The sequence below is a fragment of the Arthrobacter sp. D2-10 genome (genome assembly GCF_054161285.1).
The window spans coordinates 100,982-115,389 of record NZ_CP096431.1 but is presented as its reverse complement, the minus strand read 5'-3'; the positions used below and the strand labels follow the sequence as shown (position 1 = coordinate 115,389).

Annotated in this window: 15 protein-coding genes; all 15 read right to left on the bottom strand. The window is 64.0% G+C overall.

Annotated features, from left to right (window positions below; translation table 11 throughout):
* Positions 1-122 precede the first annotated feature (122 nt).
* The gene (locus M1D74_RS00600; protein WP_309070097.1) at positions 123-632 is read right to left on the bottom strand and encodes an amino-acid N-acetyltransferase; all 510 of its coding nucleotides are present in this window, start codon (positions 630-632) and stop codon (positions 123-125) included.
* A gap of 29 nt (positions 633-661) precedes the next feature.
* Positions 662-2,752: a S9 family peptidase gene (locus M1D74_RS00595; protein WP_458116149.1), complete on the bottom strand. Its 2,091-nt coding sequence runs from the start codon at positions 2,750-2,752 to the stop codon at positions 662-664.
* Between the two features lie 113 nt (positions 2,753-2,865).
* Positions 2,866-5,373: an ATP-dependent Clp protease ATP-binding subunit gene (locus M1D74_RS00590; protein ID WP_309070099.1), complete on the bottom strand. Its 2,508-nt coding sequence runs from the start codon at positions 5,371-5,373 to the stop codon at positions 2,866-2,868.
* Between the two features lie 118 nt (positions 5,374-5,491).
* On the bottom strand, positions 5,492-5,815 hold the full coding sequence (locus M1D74_RS00585) for a histone-like nucleoid-structuring protein Lsr2 (RefSeq protein WP_309070100.1): 324 nt from the start codon (positions 5,813-5,815) through the stop codon (positions 5,492-5,494).
* Between the two features lie 95 nt (positions 5,816-5,910).
* Positions 5,911-6,093: a hypothetical protein gene (locus M1D74_RS00580; RefSeq protein ID WP_309070101.1), complete on the bottom strand. Its 183-nt coding sequence runs from the start codon at positions 6,091-6,093 to the stop codon at positions 5,911-5,913.
* Positions 6,094-6,096: 3 nt separating this feature from the next.
* Positions 6,097-7,551 (bottom strand): lysine--tRNA ligase, encoded by a 1,455-nt coding sequence (lysS, locus tag M1D74_RS00575; protein WP_309070134.1) that lies wholly within the window; start codon positions 7,549-7,551, stop codon positions 6,097-6,099.
* 64 nt (positions 7,552-7,615) lie between these two features.
* Entirely contained in the window at positions 7,616-8,518 is a 903-nt protein-coding gene (gene panC, locus M1D74_RS00570; protein ID WP_309070102.1) for a pantoate--beta-alanine ligase, read from the bottom strand.
* Positions 8,515-9,459 (bottom strand): Rossmann-like and DUF2520 domain-containing protein, encoded by a 945-nt coding sequence (locus M1D74_RS00565; protein ID WP_458116148.1) that lies wholly within the window; start codon positions 9,457-9,459, stop codon positions 8,515-8,517. The genes panC and M1D74_RS00565 overlap by 4 nt, the downstream gene beginning before the upstream one ends.
* Positions 9,446-10,984, bottom strand: coding sequence for a PH domain-containing protein (locus tag M1D74_RS00560; protein WP_458116147.1), 1,539 nt, complete (start codon positions 10,982-10,984; stop codon positions 9,446-9,448). Before M1D74_RS00560 ends, M1D74_RS00565 begins: the two co-directional genes overlap by 14 nt.
* Positions 10,981-11,493, bottom strand: coding sequence for a PH domain-containing protein (locus M1D74_RS00555; protein ID WP_309070105.1), 513 nt, complete (start codon positions 11,491-11,493; stop codon positions 10,981-10,983). Before M1D74_RS00555 ends, M1D74_RS00560 begins: the two co-directional genes overlap by 4 nt.
* A complete protein-coding gene (locus M1D74_RS00550; protein ID WP_309070106.1) occupies positions 11,486-11,977 on the bottom strand; it encodes a DUF3180 domain-containing protein in 492 nt (163 codons plus the stop codon). The genes M1D74_RS00555 and M1D74_RS00550 overlap by 8 nt, the downstream gene beginning before the upstream one ends.
* A gap of 8 nt (positions 11,978-11,985) precedes the next feature.
* Complete coding sequence (folK, locus tag M1D74_RS00545; protein ID WP_309070107.1) at positions 11,986-12,480, bottom strand: 2-amino-4-hydroxy-6-hydroxymethyldihydropteridine diphosphokinase; 495 nt, start codon at positions 12,478-12,480, stop codon at positions 11,986-11,988.
* Positions 12,477-12,860: a dihydroneopterin aldolase gene (gene folB, locus M1D74_RS00540; RefSeq protein ID WP_309070108.1), complete on the bottom strand. Its 384-nt coding sequence runs from the start codon at positions 12,858-12,860 to the stop codon at positions 12,477-12,479. The genes folK and folB overlap by 4 nt, the downstream gene beginning before the upstream one ends.
* 6 nt (positions 12,861-12,866) lie before the next feature.
* Positions 12,867-13,772 carry a dihydropteroate synthase gene (gene folP / locus M1D74_RS00535; protein ID WP_309070109.1) on the bottom strand — a complete coding sequence of 302 codons (906 nt, stop codon included), beginning with the start codon at positions 13,770-13,772 and terminating at the stop codon, positions 12,867-12,869.
* 14 nt (positions 13,773-13,786) lie between these two features.
* Positions 13,787-14,404, bottom strand: a complete 618-nt coding sequence (gene folE, locus M1D74_RS00530) for a GTP cyclohydrolase I FolE (protein WP_309070110.1) — start codon at positions 14,402-14,404, stop codon at positions 13,787-13,789.
* Positions 14,405-14,408 lie beyond the last annotated feature (4 nt).

The window sequence follows — 14,408 nt, the reverse complement described above, 5'->3', positions numbered from 1 at the left end:
TTCCGCCTTTCGTCGACGTGTCCGTCCTCCAGTCGGGAGGACTCACCCGATATCCGAACTTTCGACTCAAATACCAAGCACCCTTATTATATCGGCGGGAAGAGTCTCTGGCTAGGCAGAGGTCACAACTCCCGGATCATCCTTGTGTTGCCGAGCGTATTCGGCTTCACCCGCGCCAGGTCCAGAAACTCCGCCACACCCTCGTCGTGCGAGCGCAGCAGCTCCGAGTACACGACCGGATCAACCGCCGACTGATCCTCCATTACCCGGAACCCATGCCGGCGGAAGAACGCCTCCTCGAAGGTCAGGCAGAAAACCCGCCGCACTCCGATTGCGCGCGCTTCCTCCAGTAGAGAATTGACGACGGCGCTGCCTACTCCCCTGCCTCGTGCTCCCTCTGCGGTGGCAAGGGTACGGATTTCCGCGAGGTCCTCCCACATCACATGCAGTGCTCCACACCCCAGCACACCGCCGTCGTCGTCTTCGGCGATCTTGAACTCCTGGAGACCCTCGTAGTAGGCGACCGTTTCCTTCGCAATCAGGATGCGCTCTTCCGCGAGCGGGGCCACGAGCTGCTTGATGATCGGCACATCAGCGGTAGTTGCGCGACGGATTCGAAAGGAGTGGCTCATTTGATCCAGTCTAGGGACCTGCGCGCCCGCTAGATTCCCAGCTCGGCGGGCAGGTCGACCTTCTCACCGAGTACGTGCCGCGCGAGGAAGTGCTCGACGACGGAGTACCAGATCTTCGCGTGCTGCGGTTTGAGGATCCAGTGATTCTCGTCAGGGAAGTAAAGAAATCGGTGCTCGGTCTCCCCGTTGGGGCCTGCCGGCAGCGCAGACTTGGACAGCAATTCGTACCAGAGTCGCAGTCCCTCGCCGATCGGCACCCGATAGTCCTTGTCTCCATGGATGACGAGCATCGGGGTGCTGATCTTCCCCACGTGGGCGTGCGGGGAGTTAGCCAGCGCCATCTCCGGCGTCATTTCCTTCTCCCAGTAGAAGGAGGCGTCGGTGGTTGGGCCGAACTGATCCAACGCCCAGAGGCTCGCGTGGGTGACGATTGCGTTGAAACGGTCAGTGTGGCCGGCTACCCAGTTGGCCATGTAGCCGCCGAAGGAGCCGCCCATCGCGGCAGTCCGGTTCTCATCGATGTCCGAGCGGGCTACCACGGCGTCCGTCGCCGCCATCAGGTCCGTGTACGGCGCGTCTCCCCAGGCACCCCAGCCACGCTCGACCATCTTTTGGCCGTACCCGGTCGAAAGAGCGGGATCCGGCAGAAGCACGGCGTACCCCTTTGCTGCCAGCAGCCAGGGCGACCACCGCCACGTCCAGGCGTTCCACGATCCAAGCGGTCCGCCGTGAATCCAGAGCAGGAGGGGCGCCGGCTTTGATCCGTCCGCTCCTTCCGGCAGGACGAGGTAGGACTTCACGGGGTGCCCGTCCGCTCCGACAGTCTCCACGCGTTCGAGCCGGCCCGGGAGCTCAGGCCGCGCACTCGGAGCGGGCAACGGCACGACCGTCCCGGTAGCAAGGTCAATACGAACCGGCTCGGCAGGGAACTCGTACGAGCTGCGCAGGGCGTAGGCAGTGTCACCGTCGGGTGAGACCACGACGTCGGTGTACGCCGCAGCGTCCATGGTCACTCTGCGGACCTGGCCGGAGGTCACGTCCACCGAGAAGACCGGGCAGGCGCCGTCGTCGTCGGCTGTAGCGAGCAGGGCGCTGCCGTCCGGCAGCCAGGCGGCAGGAGAGGGCCAGCGGTCCCAGGCGTCCGCCAGCGGTGTCAGGTGCCCACCCAGGGCGGGAAGAAGACCAAGCTCCACGTTGGGCGGCACATCAGCACCGGTCCGGCGGCGCACCACCGCGACGATCGTTGAACTGTCCGGACTGATGGGGCCGGCGTCGTAATCGAAATCCGGGTGGTCCAGCAGGACAGTGCGTTCCCCCGTCGCAGCCTCAACCCGCACAAGAACCGACCGCTGATCACCGCCGGCGAGAGGCACGGTGTGGGAGGTGACCAGGAACGTGCCGTCCGGGCTGAACCGGGGAGTGGCGTTTCGCAGGCCCGGACCGAAGTCGGCGGTGACGTTGCGAAGTGTGAGGCGGGGTTCATCGTCGACTGTGACCGGTTCAGCCTCGCGCTGGACGTCCTCCTCAACCAGGAAGTAGCGGGGCTCCGCCGGCCCCAGATCGACGTCCCAGTGGCGCACGGGGTAGCCGCTGTGCAGAATCGCAGCGACCCCGGCTTCCTTGCGCGTCTTACGGCGCACCTCATCGTCCGCCTCATCGGTAGATCCCGCCAGCACCTCCGCTACTGCGACGACGGCGTCCGCTTTCGCTGCAGCGATGACCGACTGGATACCTCCTGGCCGGGAATGAACTATGCGGGCCTCGCCCCCGGCTGCGGGGAGTTTCCACAGCGCTGCGACGGGATCCTCATCGGATCCGTCCGGGTCCGGCCTTGAGGAGGTGAAGAGCAGGTCACCGCTGGGCACGAACGCGGCGCCTGACTCCCCCTTCGAACTGCGGGTAATGCGCCGAGCGGGTTCCTGTCCCGTGGGATCCAGTTCCCATAGCGCTGTGGCGTATGCGGTGCCCTTGGGGTTGAGGGTGGCTACCGAGGTAACAAGCCGTGTGCCGTCAATACTCAGGGTCAGACCGCTCAATCGCGGGAGGGAAACGAAGCGGTCCAGGTCGTGGAAGGCAGAGGCAGATTCAGCGGGGGTGGGCGAATCGGATGCAGATGTCATGCATCAATCTTTATCACCGGATGTGTCCTGCTTCACAGTCAGCGCCGGCCGCACCTGACGAAAATGCCCGCACCGGCGATGCGGTGCGGGCATTTTCGATCAGGCAGTTACAGTCACTCGGGAACGACAGCCTCGATCGCGGGCGGTGCATCCTCGATCTCCTTGGGTGCGCCGTGTCCGACGAAGGTGAAGCGAGCATCGTCGCCTTCGCCCTCGACGTCTACCGAGACGGTTTCGCCCGACTTCAGGTCTCCGAAGAGGATCTTCTCGGACAGCTGGTCCTCGATCTCGCGCTGGATGGTGCGGCGAAGCGGCCGTGCGCCCATCGCCGGATCGTAGCCGCGCGTGGCGAGCAGCACCTTGGCTGCGGGAGTGAGCTCGATGCTCATGCCCTTGTCCGCCATGCGCTTGCTCAGGCGCTCCAGGAACAGGTCGACGATCTGGATGATCTCGTCCTGTGTCAGCTGCGGGAACACCACGGTGTCATCAACACGGTTCAGGAACTCGGGGCGGAAGTGCTGCTTGAGCTCTTCCGTGACCTTCGCCTTGATGCGTGTGTAGCTCGTGTTGGTGTCGGTGCCCGACTGGAAGCCGGTCATGACGCCCTTCGAGATGTCCCGCGTACCCAGGTTGGTGGTCATGATGATCACGGTGTTCTTGAAGTCCACCACGCGGCCCTGGCTGTCGGTCAGGCGACCATCCTCAAGGATCTGCAGCAGCGAGTTGAAGAGGTCGGCGTGCGCCTTCTCCACCTCGTCGAACAGCACCACGGAGAACGGACGACGACGGACCTTTTCGGTGAGCTGTCCGCCTTCCTCGTAGCCCACGTACCCCGGGGGCGCTCCGAAGAGACGGGAAACCGTGTGCTTCTCGGAGTATTCCGACATGTCGAGCGTGATCAGGGCGTCTTCGTCGCCGAAGAGGAATTCCGCCAGCGCCTTGGCCAGCTCGGTCTTACCCACACCGGTAGGGCCGGCGAAGATGAACGAGCCACCCGGGCGCTTCGGATCCTTGAGGCCGGCACGAGTACGACGGATTGCCTGGGAGATTGCCTTGATGGCGTCGTCCTGGCCGATAACCCGCTTGTGCAGCTCCTCTTCCATCTTGAGCAGCCGGGAAGACTCTTCCTCGGTGAGCTTGAAGACCGGGATGCCGGTGGAGTTGGCGAGAACCTCGGCGATCAGTTCCTCATCAACCTCGGCGATGTCATCGAGACCACCGGACTTCCAGCGGCGCTCCTTGTCCATGCGCTCGTCGTGAAGCTTCTGCTCACGATCCCGCAGGCGGGCGGCGCCCTCGAAGTCCTGGGCGTCAATAGCGGATTCCTTCTCCCGCTTTACCGAGGCGATGCGCTCATCGATCTCCTTGAGCTCCGGCGGCGCGGTCATGCGGCGGATACGGAGACGCGCTCCGGCTTCGTCGATGAGGTCAATTGCCTTGTCCGGGAGGAACCGGTCGGAGATGTAGCGCTCGGCAAGGTTCGCGGCCGAGGCGAGTGCCGCATCGGTGATGGACACGCGGTGGTGCGCCTCATAGCGGTCGCGCAGCCCCTTCAGAATCTCGATGGCGTGCGCCACCGAAGGCTCCTGAACCTGGATGGGCTGGAAGCGGCGTTCCAGCGCGGCATCCTTCTCAATGTGCTTGCGGTACTCATCCAGCGTGGTTGCGCCGATGGTCTGCAGCTCGCCGCGGGCGAGCATGGGCTTCAGGATGGAAGCCGCATCGATTGCGCCCTCGGCGGCACCGGCACCGACGAGCGTGTGGATCTCGTCGATGAAGAGGATGATGTCACCGCGGGTGCGGATCTCCTTCAGAACCTTCTTGAGGCGTTCCTCGAAGTCACCGCGGTAGCGGGAACCGGCAACCAGCGAGCCGAGATCCAGGGTGTACAGCTGCTTGTCGCGGATGGTCTCAGGGACGTCTCCGCGGACAATTGCCTGTGCCAGACCCTCGACGACGGCGGTCTTGCCGACGCCGGGCTCACCGATGAGCACCGGGTTGTTCTTGGTGCGGCGCGAGAGGACCTGCATCACTCGTTCCATCTCGAGCTCGCGGCCGATGACCGGATCCAGCTTGCCCTCGCGGGCGGCCTGCGTGAGGTTGCGGCCAAACTGGTCCAGCACCACGGAACCTGCAGGAGTGCCCTCCTGCTGCTGACCCCCGGACGCCACGGGCTCTTTGCCCTGGTAGCCGGAAAGCAGTTGGATGACCTGCTGGCGGACACGGTTCAGGTCAGCGCCGAGCTTGACCAGGACCTGCGCCGCAACGCCCTCACCCTCGCGGATGAGGCCGAGCAGGATGTGCTCGGTTCCGATGTAGTTGTGACCGAGCTGGAGCGCCTCACGGAGAGACAGCTCAAGCACCTTCTTGGCACGCGGAGTGAAGGGGATGTGACCGGAGGGAGCCTGCTGGCCCTGCCCGATGATCTCCTGCACCTGCTCGCGCACCGCGCCCAGGGAAATGCTGAGAGATTCAAGCGCCTTCGCAGCGACGCCCTCACCCTCATGAATTAGCCCAAGCAGGATGTGCTCGGTGCCGATGTAATTGTGGTTGAGCATGCGGGCCTCTTCCTGGGCCAGCACTACAACTCGACGGGCACGATCCGTAAATCTCTCAAACATGAGACACACTCCTAGCTAACGCGTAATTCGATGCTACGTGCCGATGGAAGGCTTGTGGGGCGTGTTCGCCACAGGCGAGATAGCCCGGTGAGGCAGGAGTGCGTGCCCCGAGACCCAGCTAGCGCTGTGCGGCGCGGTATGCCTCGATGATTTCCGAATTGACCCGTCCCCGCGAGGAAACGTTGTAGCCGTTCGCTTTGGCCCATTCACGGATTTGCGAGGCTTCCTGGTTTCTGGAAGCCGGTGCGCTCTGGCGCTGTTTCGGCTGGCTTTCACGCCGGCCTGCCGAGACATAGCTGGAAAGAGCGCTTCGAAGCTCCTCGGCGTGTGCCGCCGAAAGGTCTATTTCATACTGCGTACCGTCGAGGCCGAACCTCACGGTTTCATCTGCCTCGCCGCCGTCGAGGTCGTCAATCAGGATGATTTTGACTTTCTGCGCCACGATAATCTCCTCAATCGGCCCCGGATCAGTATTCCAGAATAATCATCCTCCGCAATAAAGCCAAACGTCAAAGAGAAAGAATCGAACCTGAGTTCTTACTTCTCCTCCGCTGCGGCATCCTCTTCCGGTGGAAGTTTTGTTATTGCATTCTCCCGATTGGTCCGCTCCACCGATTCCGCTTCCCGCTCGGCCCGGTCCGCATTGAAGATCGCCTTCATGACGAAGTAAAAGATGAGCCCCACTGCGAGGGATGGGAGGAGAACTGTCAAATACTCCATGAATTAACCAAGCTCCGGCTTCAGCAGCGGGAATAGGATCGTTTCCCGGATACCGGCGGAAGTGAAAAGCATGACGAGTCGATCGATTCCCAGGCCGATTCCACCCATCGGCGGGGCTCCGTATTCGAGTGCACGAAGGAAGTCCTCGTCCAGTTGCATGGCTTCCTCGTCCCCGGCAGCCGCGCGCAGCGACTGCTCGGTGAGGCGCTCGCGCTGGATCACCGGGTCAATGAGCTCGGAGAACGCGGTTCCCCTTTCCATCCCTCCGATAATCAGGTCCCAGGCTTCGATCAACTGAGGCTGATCCCGGTGAGGGCGGGCCAACGGCTGGGCAGAGGGCGGGTAATCGTAAACGAACGTCGGCTGCAACAAAGTGGGTTCGACAATTTCACTGAAAAGTTCGAGGACGAGTTTTTCCTCGCCCCACGCGGGATCCACCGAAATTTCCCGTTCGGCTGCGACCGCGAGGAGCGTTTGCTTCGGGGTTTGGGGCGTGATCTCCCGGCCGACGGCTTCCGAGAGTCCGGGATAAACGCCCAACCAGCGCCATTCACCGTCGAGATCAATGGTGCCGGCCGGAGTCTCGATCTGCCTCGAGCCAAGGAGATCCGCGCAATTGAGGATGATCTCCTTCATTCGCTCGGCCATGACGAACTGGTCGGCATAAGCCTCGTAGCACTCGAGCATCGTGAATTCAGGGCTGTGCGTCGAATCAACACCCTCATTGCGGAAAATCCGGCCAATTTCGTAGACTCGGTCGATTCCACCGACGACGGCGCGCTTGAGATAGAGCTCCAGCGCGATGCGCAGAGTCATCTTCTGGTCAAAAGCGTTGACGTGCGTCTCGAATGGACGCGCCGCCGCCCCTCCATGGACGAGCTGCAGAATAGGGGTTTCAACTTCGATGTATTCACGCTGATGCAGGGTCTCCCGGATACTGCGCGTGATCATCGCGCGCGTCCGGACCATCTGCCGCGCTTCCTCCCGCACCAGCAGGTCGACGTAGCGCTGGCGGACCCGGGTCTCCTCATTGACGCCTGCGTGCAGTGTCGGCAGTGGGCGCAGGGCCTTGGACGCCATCATCCAGCCGGAAGCCATGACGGAGAGTTCACCGCGCCGTGAGCTGATGACCTCGCCGGTGACCTGCACATGGTCGCCCAGGTCGACGGTCGCTTTCCAGTCTGCGAGCGCTTCCTCACCCACAGCGGCAAGGCTCAACATGGCCTGCAGACGGGTACCGTCACCCTCCTGCAGGGTTGCGAAGCAGAGCTTTCCCGTGTTGCGCAGGAAGACCACACGCCCGACGACGCTGACGTTCTCCCCCGTCGACTCACCGGCTTCCAGGTCAGCGAAGCGTTCGCGGATCTCAGCCAGCGACGAACTCCGCTCCGGCTTGACGGGATACGGCTCATCACCGCGCTCCAGCAGTCGGGCACGCTTCTCCATGCGGATGCGCATCTGCTCATTGAATTCTTCGGTGGAGAGGATTGGCTCAGTGGTCACGATATCCAAGGTTACCGGTTCAGCTCTGGACGCCCACCGGATCAGCCGCGAGCGGCTGGTTGTCGATGAGCCGAACACTCCCTACGCGGGCGGCGATAAGTGCCAGTCCGTCACCTGTGAAGGGCGTGTCCCGGCAGTTGAAGGCGAGCGGCTCCAGTGTTTCCGGATCCACCACCTCGAAATATTCCAGCTTCACCAGTGGCTGGCTTTCAACCAGCGCGACGGCGGAGTCCAGGTCGAGCGGCTCACACCGGGAGGCTCGCTCGGCCAGGAGCCGCAACGCGCGAGACAGGACGAGGGCGGCCTCTGATTCTGCCGTACTCAGGAACCGGTTACGGCTTGAGAGCGCCAGCCCTTCCGCGGAGCGGACGGTAGGGACCGCCCGGATCTCCGCGGCGAAGTTGAGGTCACGTGCCATCCTGCGGATCAGGGCTAGCTGCTGGGCATCCTTCTGCCCGAAGTACGCGCGATATCGGACATCAGCCGCGGGCCATGCCAGATGCAGCAATTTGGCGACAACAGTCAGCATGCCGTCGAAATGTCCCGGCCGGAACTCGCCCTCGAATCTCTCACCGAGCAGACCGGCAGACAGCCGGACCAGCGGCTGGCCGCCGGGATACATCTCTTCCGGTGATGGAGCGAAGATCAGGTCAACCCCGCAGTCTCCCAAAAGTTCGGCATCGGCTTCAAGCGTCCGCGGGTAGCGGTCAAGGTCGTTCGGATCACCGAACTGCAGCGGGTTCACGAAAATGGTGGCCACAACGACGTCGTTTTCTTCCCGCGCGGCGCGGGCAAGCGCCGCGTGACCCTCATGCAGGGCGCCCATGGTGGGAACGAGTCCAAGGCTGCGGCCGCCGGACGTCAGCAACTCGATGGTCGCCGCACGGAGTTCGGCTGCGGTGGAGATGATTCGTGGGCTCATTCGGTTCCTTTCTGCCAGGACGATGTGAGGGCGTCGGTGATCGCCCGTGCCTGGTCGGCGCTGAGCAGGCCTCGATCAACCGCGCGGCGGGCGGTCACCTCGGCGAGCCTGATGTATGCGAGATGGATGTCTTCCGGCACGTCTGTGAGGGCTGCCGCGTGGGCTGCGACCGTTCCGGCGTCACCGCGCGCGACAGGTCCGGTCAGCGCACCCTCACCGCCGGCGAGGGCGTTCTCGAGCGAGGCCCGCATCAGGGGTCCGAGGAGCCGGTCCGGCCGCTCCACTCCTATGCTCGTGAGCAACTGGGTGGACTGCGCGGCGAGGGTTACCAGGTGGTTCGAGGCGTGCGCCAGCGCAGCGTGGTACACAACCCGGTCCTCCTCCTCGATGACCACAGGCTCTGCTCCCATCTCAACCACGAGCGCCTGCGCCACCGGGAGTATCGCGGCCGGTGCCGTGACGCCGAACGTGCAGTCAGGCAACCGTGTGAGGTCCAGGCTCATACCGGTGAAAGTCATCGCCGGATGGAGGGCGAGCGGGATGGCGCCCAGGGCGCGCGCAGATTCCAGGACGGCCGTGCCGAACCGGCCGGAGGTGTGAGCGACGAGCTGCCCCGGCTGCCAGGCATCGACCGCGGCGAGGCCGGAAACGAGTTCCGGGAGGGCGTCGTCGGGCACTGCCAGCAAAACGAGTTCAGCGCGCTCCACGATCGCTGGAATCTCAAGCACCGGGACGCCGGGAAGCAGGTTCTCCGCCCGCTCGCGGCTGGCTTCCGAGACTGCGGAAACGCCGACGACGGCGTGCTCAGCCGCGCGGAGAGCAGCCCCCAGTACTGCTCCCACCCGGCCTGCGCCGATGACCCCGACCCCGAGGCGGCCTGGCTTCCGGCGCGGCTTCTGCGAGCGGGAATCGGGACGGCCCGGAAATTCAGGAACGCTCATGTGCTGGACCCTCCTGGTAGGTCGGCGGCGGAGGCATGACGGGAGTTTCGGGTGGAACGTTCGGTTCTTCGGCGATCTCCTCAGCCGGCACCGGCCGCATCCACTGCTCCGGGACACTGCGCCTGCGGGCCTCCGCGGCCCGGGACGCCTGCTCATGGAAGAGTCGCCAGGCATCCTCCGCGGCGATCTGCTGCACACGGGGAGCTACCGGTCCCGGCGTGGTGTGGAAGATGAGGTCAGCGACGCCGAACCTGCGTGCCAGCGGTCCCTGGTGCAGTGCCAGCGACTGGGTCCGTTCATGAGGTACGACGGCGAGCTGCCGCCACCAGGCGCCGGACCGGGCCAACAACGCGGTGTCCGTCACGGCCACACCATTTCGCCGCCAGGCCAGCGGGGCAATCAGGCGGGCCCGCTGGGGAGTGGTGATGAAACCGGCGTCGGAATCCCGTCCGGCGAGACCGGCGGAAAAGACCTCAACCGGAGAACCCGTTCCGGGATCGGGGAGCACAAGCGCCATCACCTGGAGGACCTCGTCGAGCGTCCCCACTGGCAGGAGCGTTGCCCGTGCCTGCGCCTCGCCACTGACGGAAGCACCATACCCGGCGACGTTCACCGTGACCTTGTACCAACCCTTGAGGCGCCATAGCGGTGATTGCACCACGCCTACCGCCTGCACACGCCCGGGCGGCACGGTTTGGGTCCGCGTGTCGAGGAGACCGTAGCGGATCCGGATCCCGTCCGGCGAGATGGCCGCCCGGAAGTTGAAGCCGGTGTTCAGGACGTTCCAGTAGCCGCCAACGACACCGATGAGGATGGGTACGAGAGCTGCAAGCAGTGCGCCCGTATCAAGCACAACGGCGAAGACCACCACGCCGACCAGTCCGAGCAACACCGCCACCGTATTGCCCGAGAGGACCGCCGACCCGATGACCCGCGCCGGCGTGAGGGCGAGCACCTCCCGTTCCGGCGCTTCGGGAATGTCCTGCGGATGCTCGGGGTCCACGACAATTCCTGCCGCACGGGCAAGGATCGTGGCGCGGAGTTTCTCGGCCTCAGCCAATCTGAGGAAGGAGAGCCGCACTGCCGATTCGCCGGCGTCGGCCACATCGAACTTCAGCTCCGCGAGCCCGAAAACCCGCGCGAGAAAGGGCTGGACGACGTCGATGGCCTGGACCCTGTCCAGGCGCGCCTGCCGGTGCTGGCGGAAGATGACGCCGGAATTGACCCTCACATGTTCCTCGGTGACCTGATACCGGGTGTAGAACCAGGAGAGGAAGAAACCCGCAGCGATCAGCAGTACAACGCCGGCCCCGATTGCAACAGCAATGGCCAGGTTGTCGACCGATTCTCCCCGGAACCCCCTCGGTTCCCCGATCAGGAGTCCCTCGAACCAGTCCCTTCCCCCGAAAAAGATGAGCGCCGCGATGGCGATCCAGCCGCGCACCAGCGGCGAGATGATGTGCACCCGCTTCCATTCATCCGGCGAGCCGGACAAGATTGCCGGGTCGGGTTCTGCGTTGCTCACAGTCCAGCCAGTTTCGCTTCACCGCGTGCTGAGAGCTGCTCGCGCAGACGTGCTCCCTCGCTTGAAGGAAGCCCGGGGATCTCAGCGTTGGTGCCCGGGGATGCGGTGTGCAGCTTGAGGGTGCACAGCCCGAGGGCGCGTTCGATCGGCCCGACCGCGACATCCACGTACTGCATGCGGCCGTAGGGAACGACCATGGTGCGCTGGAAGAAGATTCCGCTGCGGATCAACAGATCCTCGTTGCGCTCGGCGTAACCGATGGCCCGCACCTGCCTCGGCAGCAGGAGTCCGCGCCAGGCGGCAAAGATGACGACGACGGCAGGCAGCAGCCATGCGAGCAGCAACGGAAGCCGCGGGAGGACACCGGTCAGCAACAGGATGAGCGGCACTGAGAAAATAGCCAGGAAAATGAAGCTGCCGATTGCCCACCCCGCGAGGCGCACCTTCAGATACTTCGGCGACACCCGCGTCCATTCAATGCCCGCCGGATCTATCGGTTCCCTACGCATACTCCCCCTCGCCGCTCTCCCGGGACGTGCCTGATCCGGCCTCGTCATCCGGGGGCAGCTTGCAGAAACTCTCTACGATCAATCCTGTTCCGATCATGACTATGCCACCGGCGATCAACGCCAGCGAACCCCACACCGGACCGAGGTTGCTTCGCACGCCTACCAGGATCAGCTGGTCTGCGAGGATGCCGACGTGCCATCCCGTGGTCAGCGCTCCCGCATAGGCGGTTGCCTGGGCCAGCACCACCGTGCGGGCCGCCAGAATCGGGTTTAGTACCCGGTTGCGGTTGCCCGAGCGCCAACGCCTCACCCTGAACCCGAACACCAGCGTCACGGCGACGACTGCGGCGATTGTGAGGAGGGAGCTGAGCGGAAGCGACGGCGTGGGATAGCCGTTCCTGGTGGCCCACCAGTTGATCAGCCACCCCGCGGCGCCGAACACGAGGCCGATAAGAAAAAGCCAACCTATTCGGATTGATCCCACTGGTTTGTTCAGGCCCCCTCGAACGGTATGAGCCCGGGGAGGTCCTCCGCCTGTTCCGCCAACTCGGTGACAGGCCGCCCGGAAAGGGTTGCGGTTCCGTCCATCCACGCCCAGGGTTGCAGGACGAACGCCCGCTCAGCCGCCCGGGGATGCGGCAGCGTCAGCCTCTCATCTTCCAGCACGAGGTCACCGTAGGTGATGATGTCCACGTCGAGCGTCCTGGGACCCCACCGTACGATTCGCACCCGGTGGTGTTTGTTTTCCACTGCCTGGCAGTGGTCGAGCAGTTCATATGGCCCGAGATCGGTTTCGATCTCGACCACCATGTTGAGGTAGTCGGGCTGCTCCGGACCGCCGACCGCTTTGGTCTGCACGATCGGCGAGACTTCCCGCAACCGGACGTTCGGGGAATCGACAAGGTCAGCAACGGCGAGGGAGAGGGTGTCCCGGCTTTCCCCGAGGTTGCTGCCCAGCGCGAGTATTGCCCGCACCGTACCGCTCATGTGCGCTCCCGATAGATCGAGACCGCAACGTCCCCGAACGGAACCTCGATGGGTGCCTTCGGCTTGTGAACGGTGACTTCAACGGCTTCCACGGCGAACGTTGCCAGAACGGAGGAAGCGATGCGCTCTGCAAGAGACTCGATCAAATCGAGCGGCTCGCCGGTGATGAGCTCCACGATCTGCTCGGCCAGCTCCCCGTAATGAGCGGTTTTGGTGAGGTCATCGCTCTGCCCCGCGGGCCGCAGGTCAAGATGAAGTACGACGTCGACAACGAAGGGCTGCCCATCGCGCCGCTCATGCTCGAAAACGCCATGATGGCCGACGGCGGTGATACCCGTCAGGGTGATTGTGTCCTGCCGCGCGGGCAGGCTGGGCGCCATAGCCGCCTACCTGGTCCAGGCTGCGGCGACCTTGACCGCATCCAGGTTCGCCGCGACGTCGTGCACGCGGACGCACCATGCGCCGTGGGCGGCAGCGAGGGCGGTGACCGCAATGCTGGCGCTGTCGCGTTCCGACGGAGGGGCCGCTTTGCCCGCCGAACTGAGCAGCGAGCCGAGGAAGCGCTTGCGGGAGGCGCCTACGAGGATGCGATGGCCGAGGACTTCCAACCGTTCCAGCGAACCCAGCAGCGCCCAGTTGTGGCTGTCGTTCTTGGCGAAGCCGATTCCGGGATCGACGATGATCTGCTCCTGCGATACTCCGGCGGCGTAGAACTTCTCCCGGATGTTGGTGAGCTCTGTAATCACGTCGTCAACGACGTCGTCGTAGTTGGCGAATGTCGCCATGGTCTGCGGGTTGCCGCGCTGGTGCATCAGGACGTAGTGGACACCGCGTTCGGCCACGAGGTCGGGCATCTCCGGATCGAATTCCAGCCCGGAGACGTCGTTGATGATGGCCGCGCCGGCCTCGATTGCCTTCGCTGCGGTGGACGCGTTCATAGTGTCGACGCTGACGAGCGCGCCGGCCTTCACGAGGGTTGAGATGACAGGGATGATGCGCTTCTGTTCGTCTTCGGCCGAGATGCGATCAGCGTTCGGACGGGTGGATTCCCCACCAACGTCCACGATGTCGGCTCCCGCGTAGTGCATGCGGAGACCCTCTGCAATGGCGTCATCCGCAGTCGCGAACTTGCCTCCGTCACTGAAGGAATCGGGGGTGACATTGAGAATCCCCATCACCAGCGACCGATCGGTAGGCAGATCCGCGAAGGACTTGCGGACCCGGGTCGGACGCAGGACTGGAATGGGCGAAGTTGCCGGTCCGGTTCCTGGAGCTGCCGCGAGTGAATCCATAAAGTTGCTGTGTCCTATCTTCCGAGTATCAGGCTCATGGCCTCGGCCCGTGTGGCGGCGTCCCGCACCTGCCCACGCACCGCCGAGGTGACCGTTTTTGCTCCTGGCTTGCGGATCCCCCGCATTGACATGCACATGTGCTCGCACTCGATGACTACTATGGCGCCCTTTGGTTGCAGGTACTCCATCAGCGCATCAACGATCTGCGTGGTGAGGCGTTCCTGAACCTGCGGCCGCCTCGCGAAGATTTCCACCAGTCGCGCCAGCTTGCTCAGACCGGTGACCTTGCCGTCATCAGAGGGGATGTACCCGATGTGGGCTGACCCGTGGAATGGTACTAGGTGATGCTCGCAGGTCGAGTAGAACGGGATGTCCTTGACCAGGACAAGTTCTTCGTGATCGATGTCGAAGGTTGTCGACAGGATGTCTTTCGGGTCCTGATGGATACCGGCGAAAAACTCGGCGTAAGCCCGGGCCACCCGCTTCGGGGTGTCCAGCAGTCCATCCCGAAGCGGATCCTCACCGATCGCCGCAAGGATCTCACGGACCGCTCGCTCGATTCTCGGCTGATCTACCGTGGAACCACTGGCCGCCAGCGCGGCATCAACCATCTCATCGTCAAAATCGGTCACGCCA

Bases quoted from the DNA above. Each gene is read 5' to 3' on its own strand.
- M1D74_RS00580 (WP_309070101.1), bottom strand. From the start codon at position 6,093: ATGGAGTATTTGACAGTTCTCCTCCCATCCCTCGCAGTGGGGCTCATC.
- folP (WP_309070109.1), bottom strand. From the start codon at position 13,772: ATGGATTCACTCGCGGCAGCTCCAGGAACCGGACCGGCAACTTCGCCC.
- folB (WP_309070108.1), bottom strand. From the start codon at position 12,860: ATGGCGCCCAGCCTGCCCGCGCGGCAGGACACAATCACCCTGACGGGT.
- panC (WP_309070102.1), bottom strand. From the start codon at position 8,518: ATGAGCCCACGAATCATCTCCACCGCAGCCGAACTCCGTGCGGCGACC.
- M1D74_RS00600 (WP_309070097.1), bottom strand. From the start codon at position 632: ATGAGCCACTCCTTTCGAATCCGTCGCGCAACTACCGCTGATGTGCCG.
- lysS (WP_309070134.1), bottom strand. From the start codon at position 7,551: ATGCGCATCCGCATGGAGAAGCGTGCCCGACTGCTGGAGCGCGGTGAT.
- M1D74_RS00555 (WP_309070105.1), bottom strand. From the start codon at position 11,493: ATGCGTAGGGAACCGATAGATCCGGCGGGCATTGAATGGACGCGGGTG.
- M1D74_RS00565 (WP_458116148.1), bottom strand. From the start codon at position 9,459: ATGAGCGTTCCTGAATTTCCGGGCCGTCCCGATTCCCGCTCGCAGAAG.
- M1D74_RS00595 (WP_458116149.1), bottom strand. From the start codon at position 2,752: ATGACATCTGCATCCGATTCGCCCACCCCCGCTGAATCTGCCTCTGCC.
- M1D74_RS00590 (WP_309070099.1), bottom strand. From the start codon at position 5,373: ATGTTTGAGAGATTTACGGATCGTGCCCGTCGAGTTGTAGTGCTGGCC.
- folK (WP_309070107.1), bottom strand. From the start codon at position 12,480: ATGAGCGGTACGGTGCGGGCAATACTCGCGCTGGGCAGCAACCTCGGG.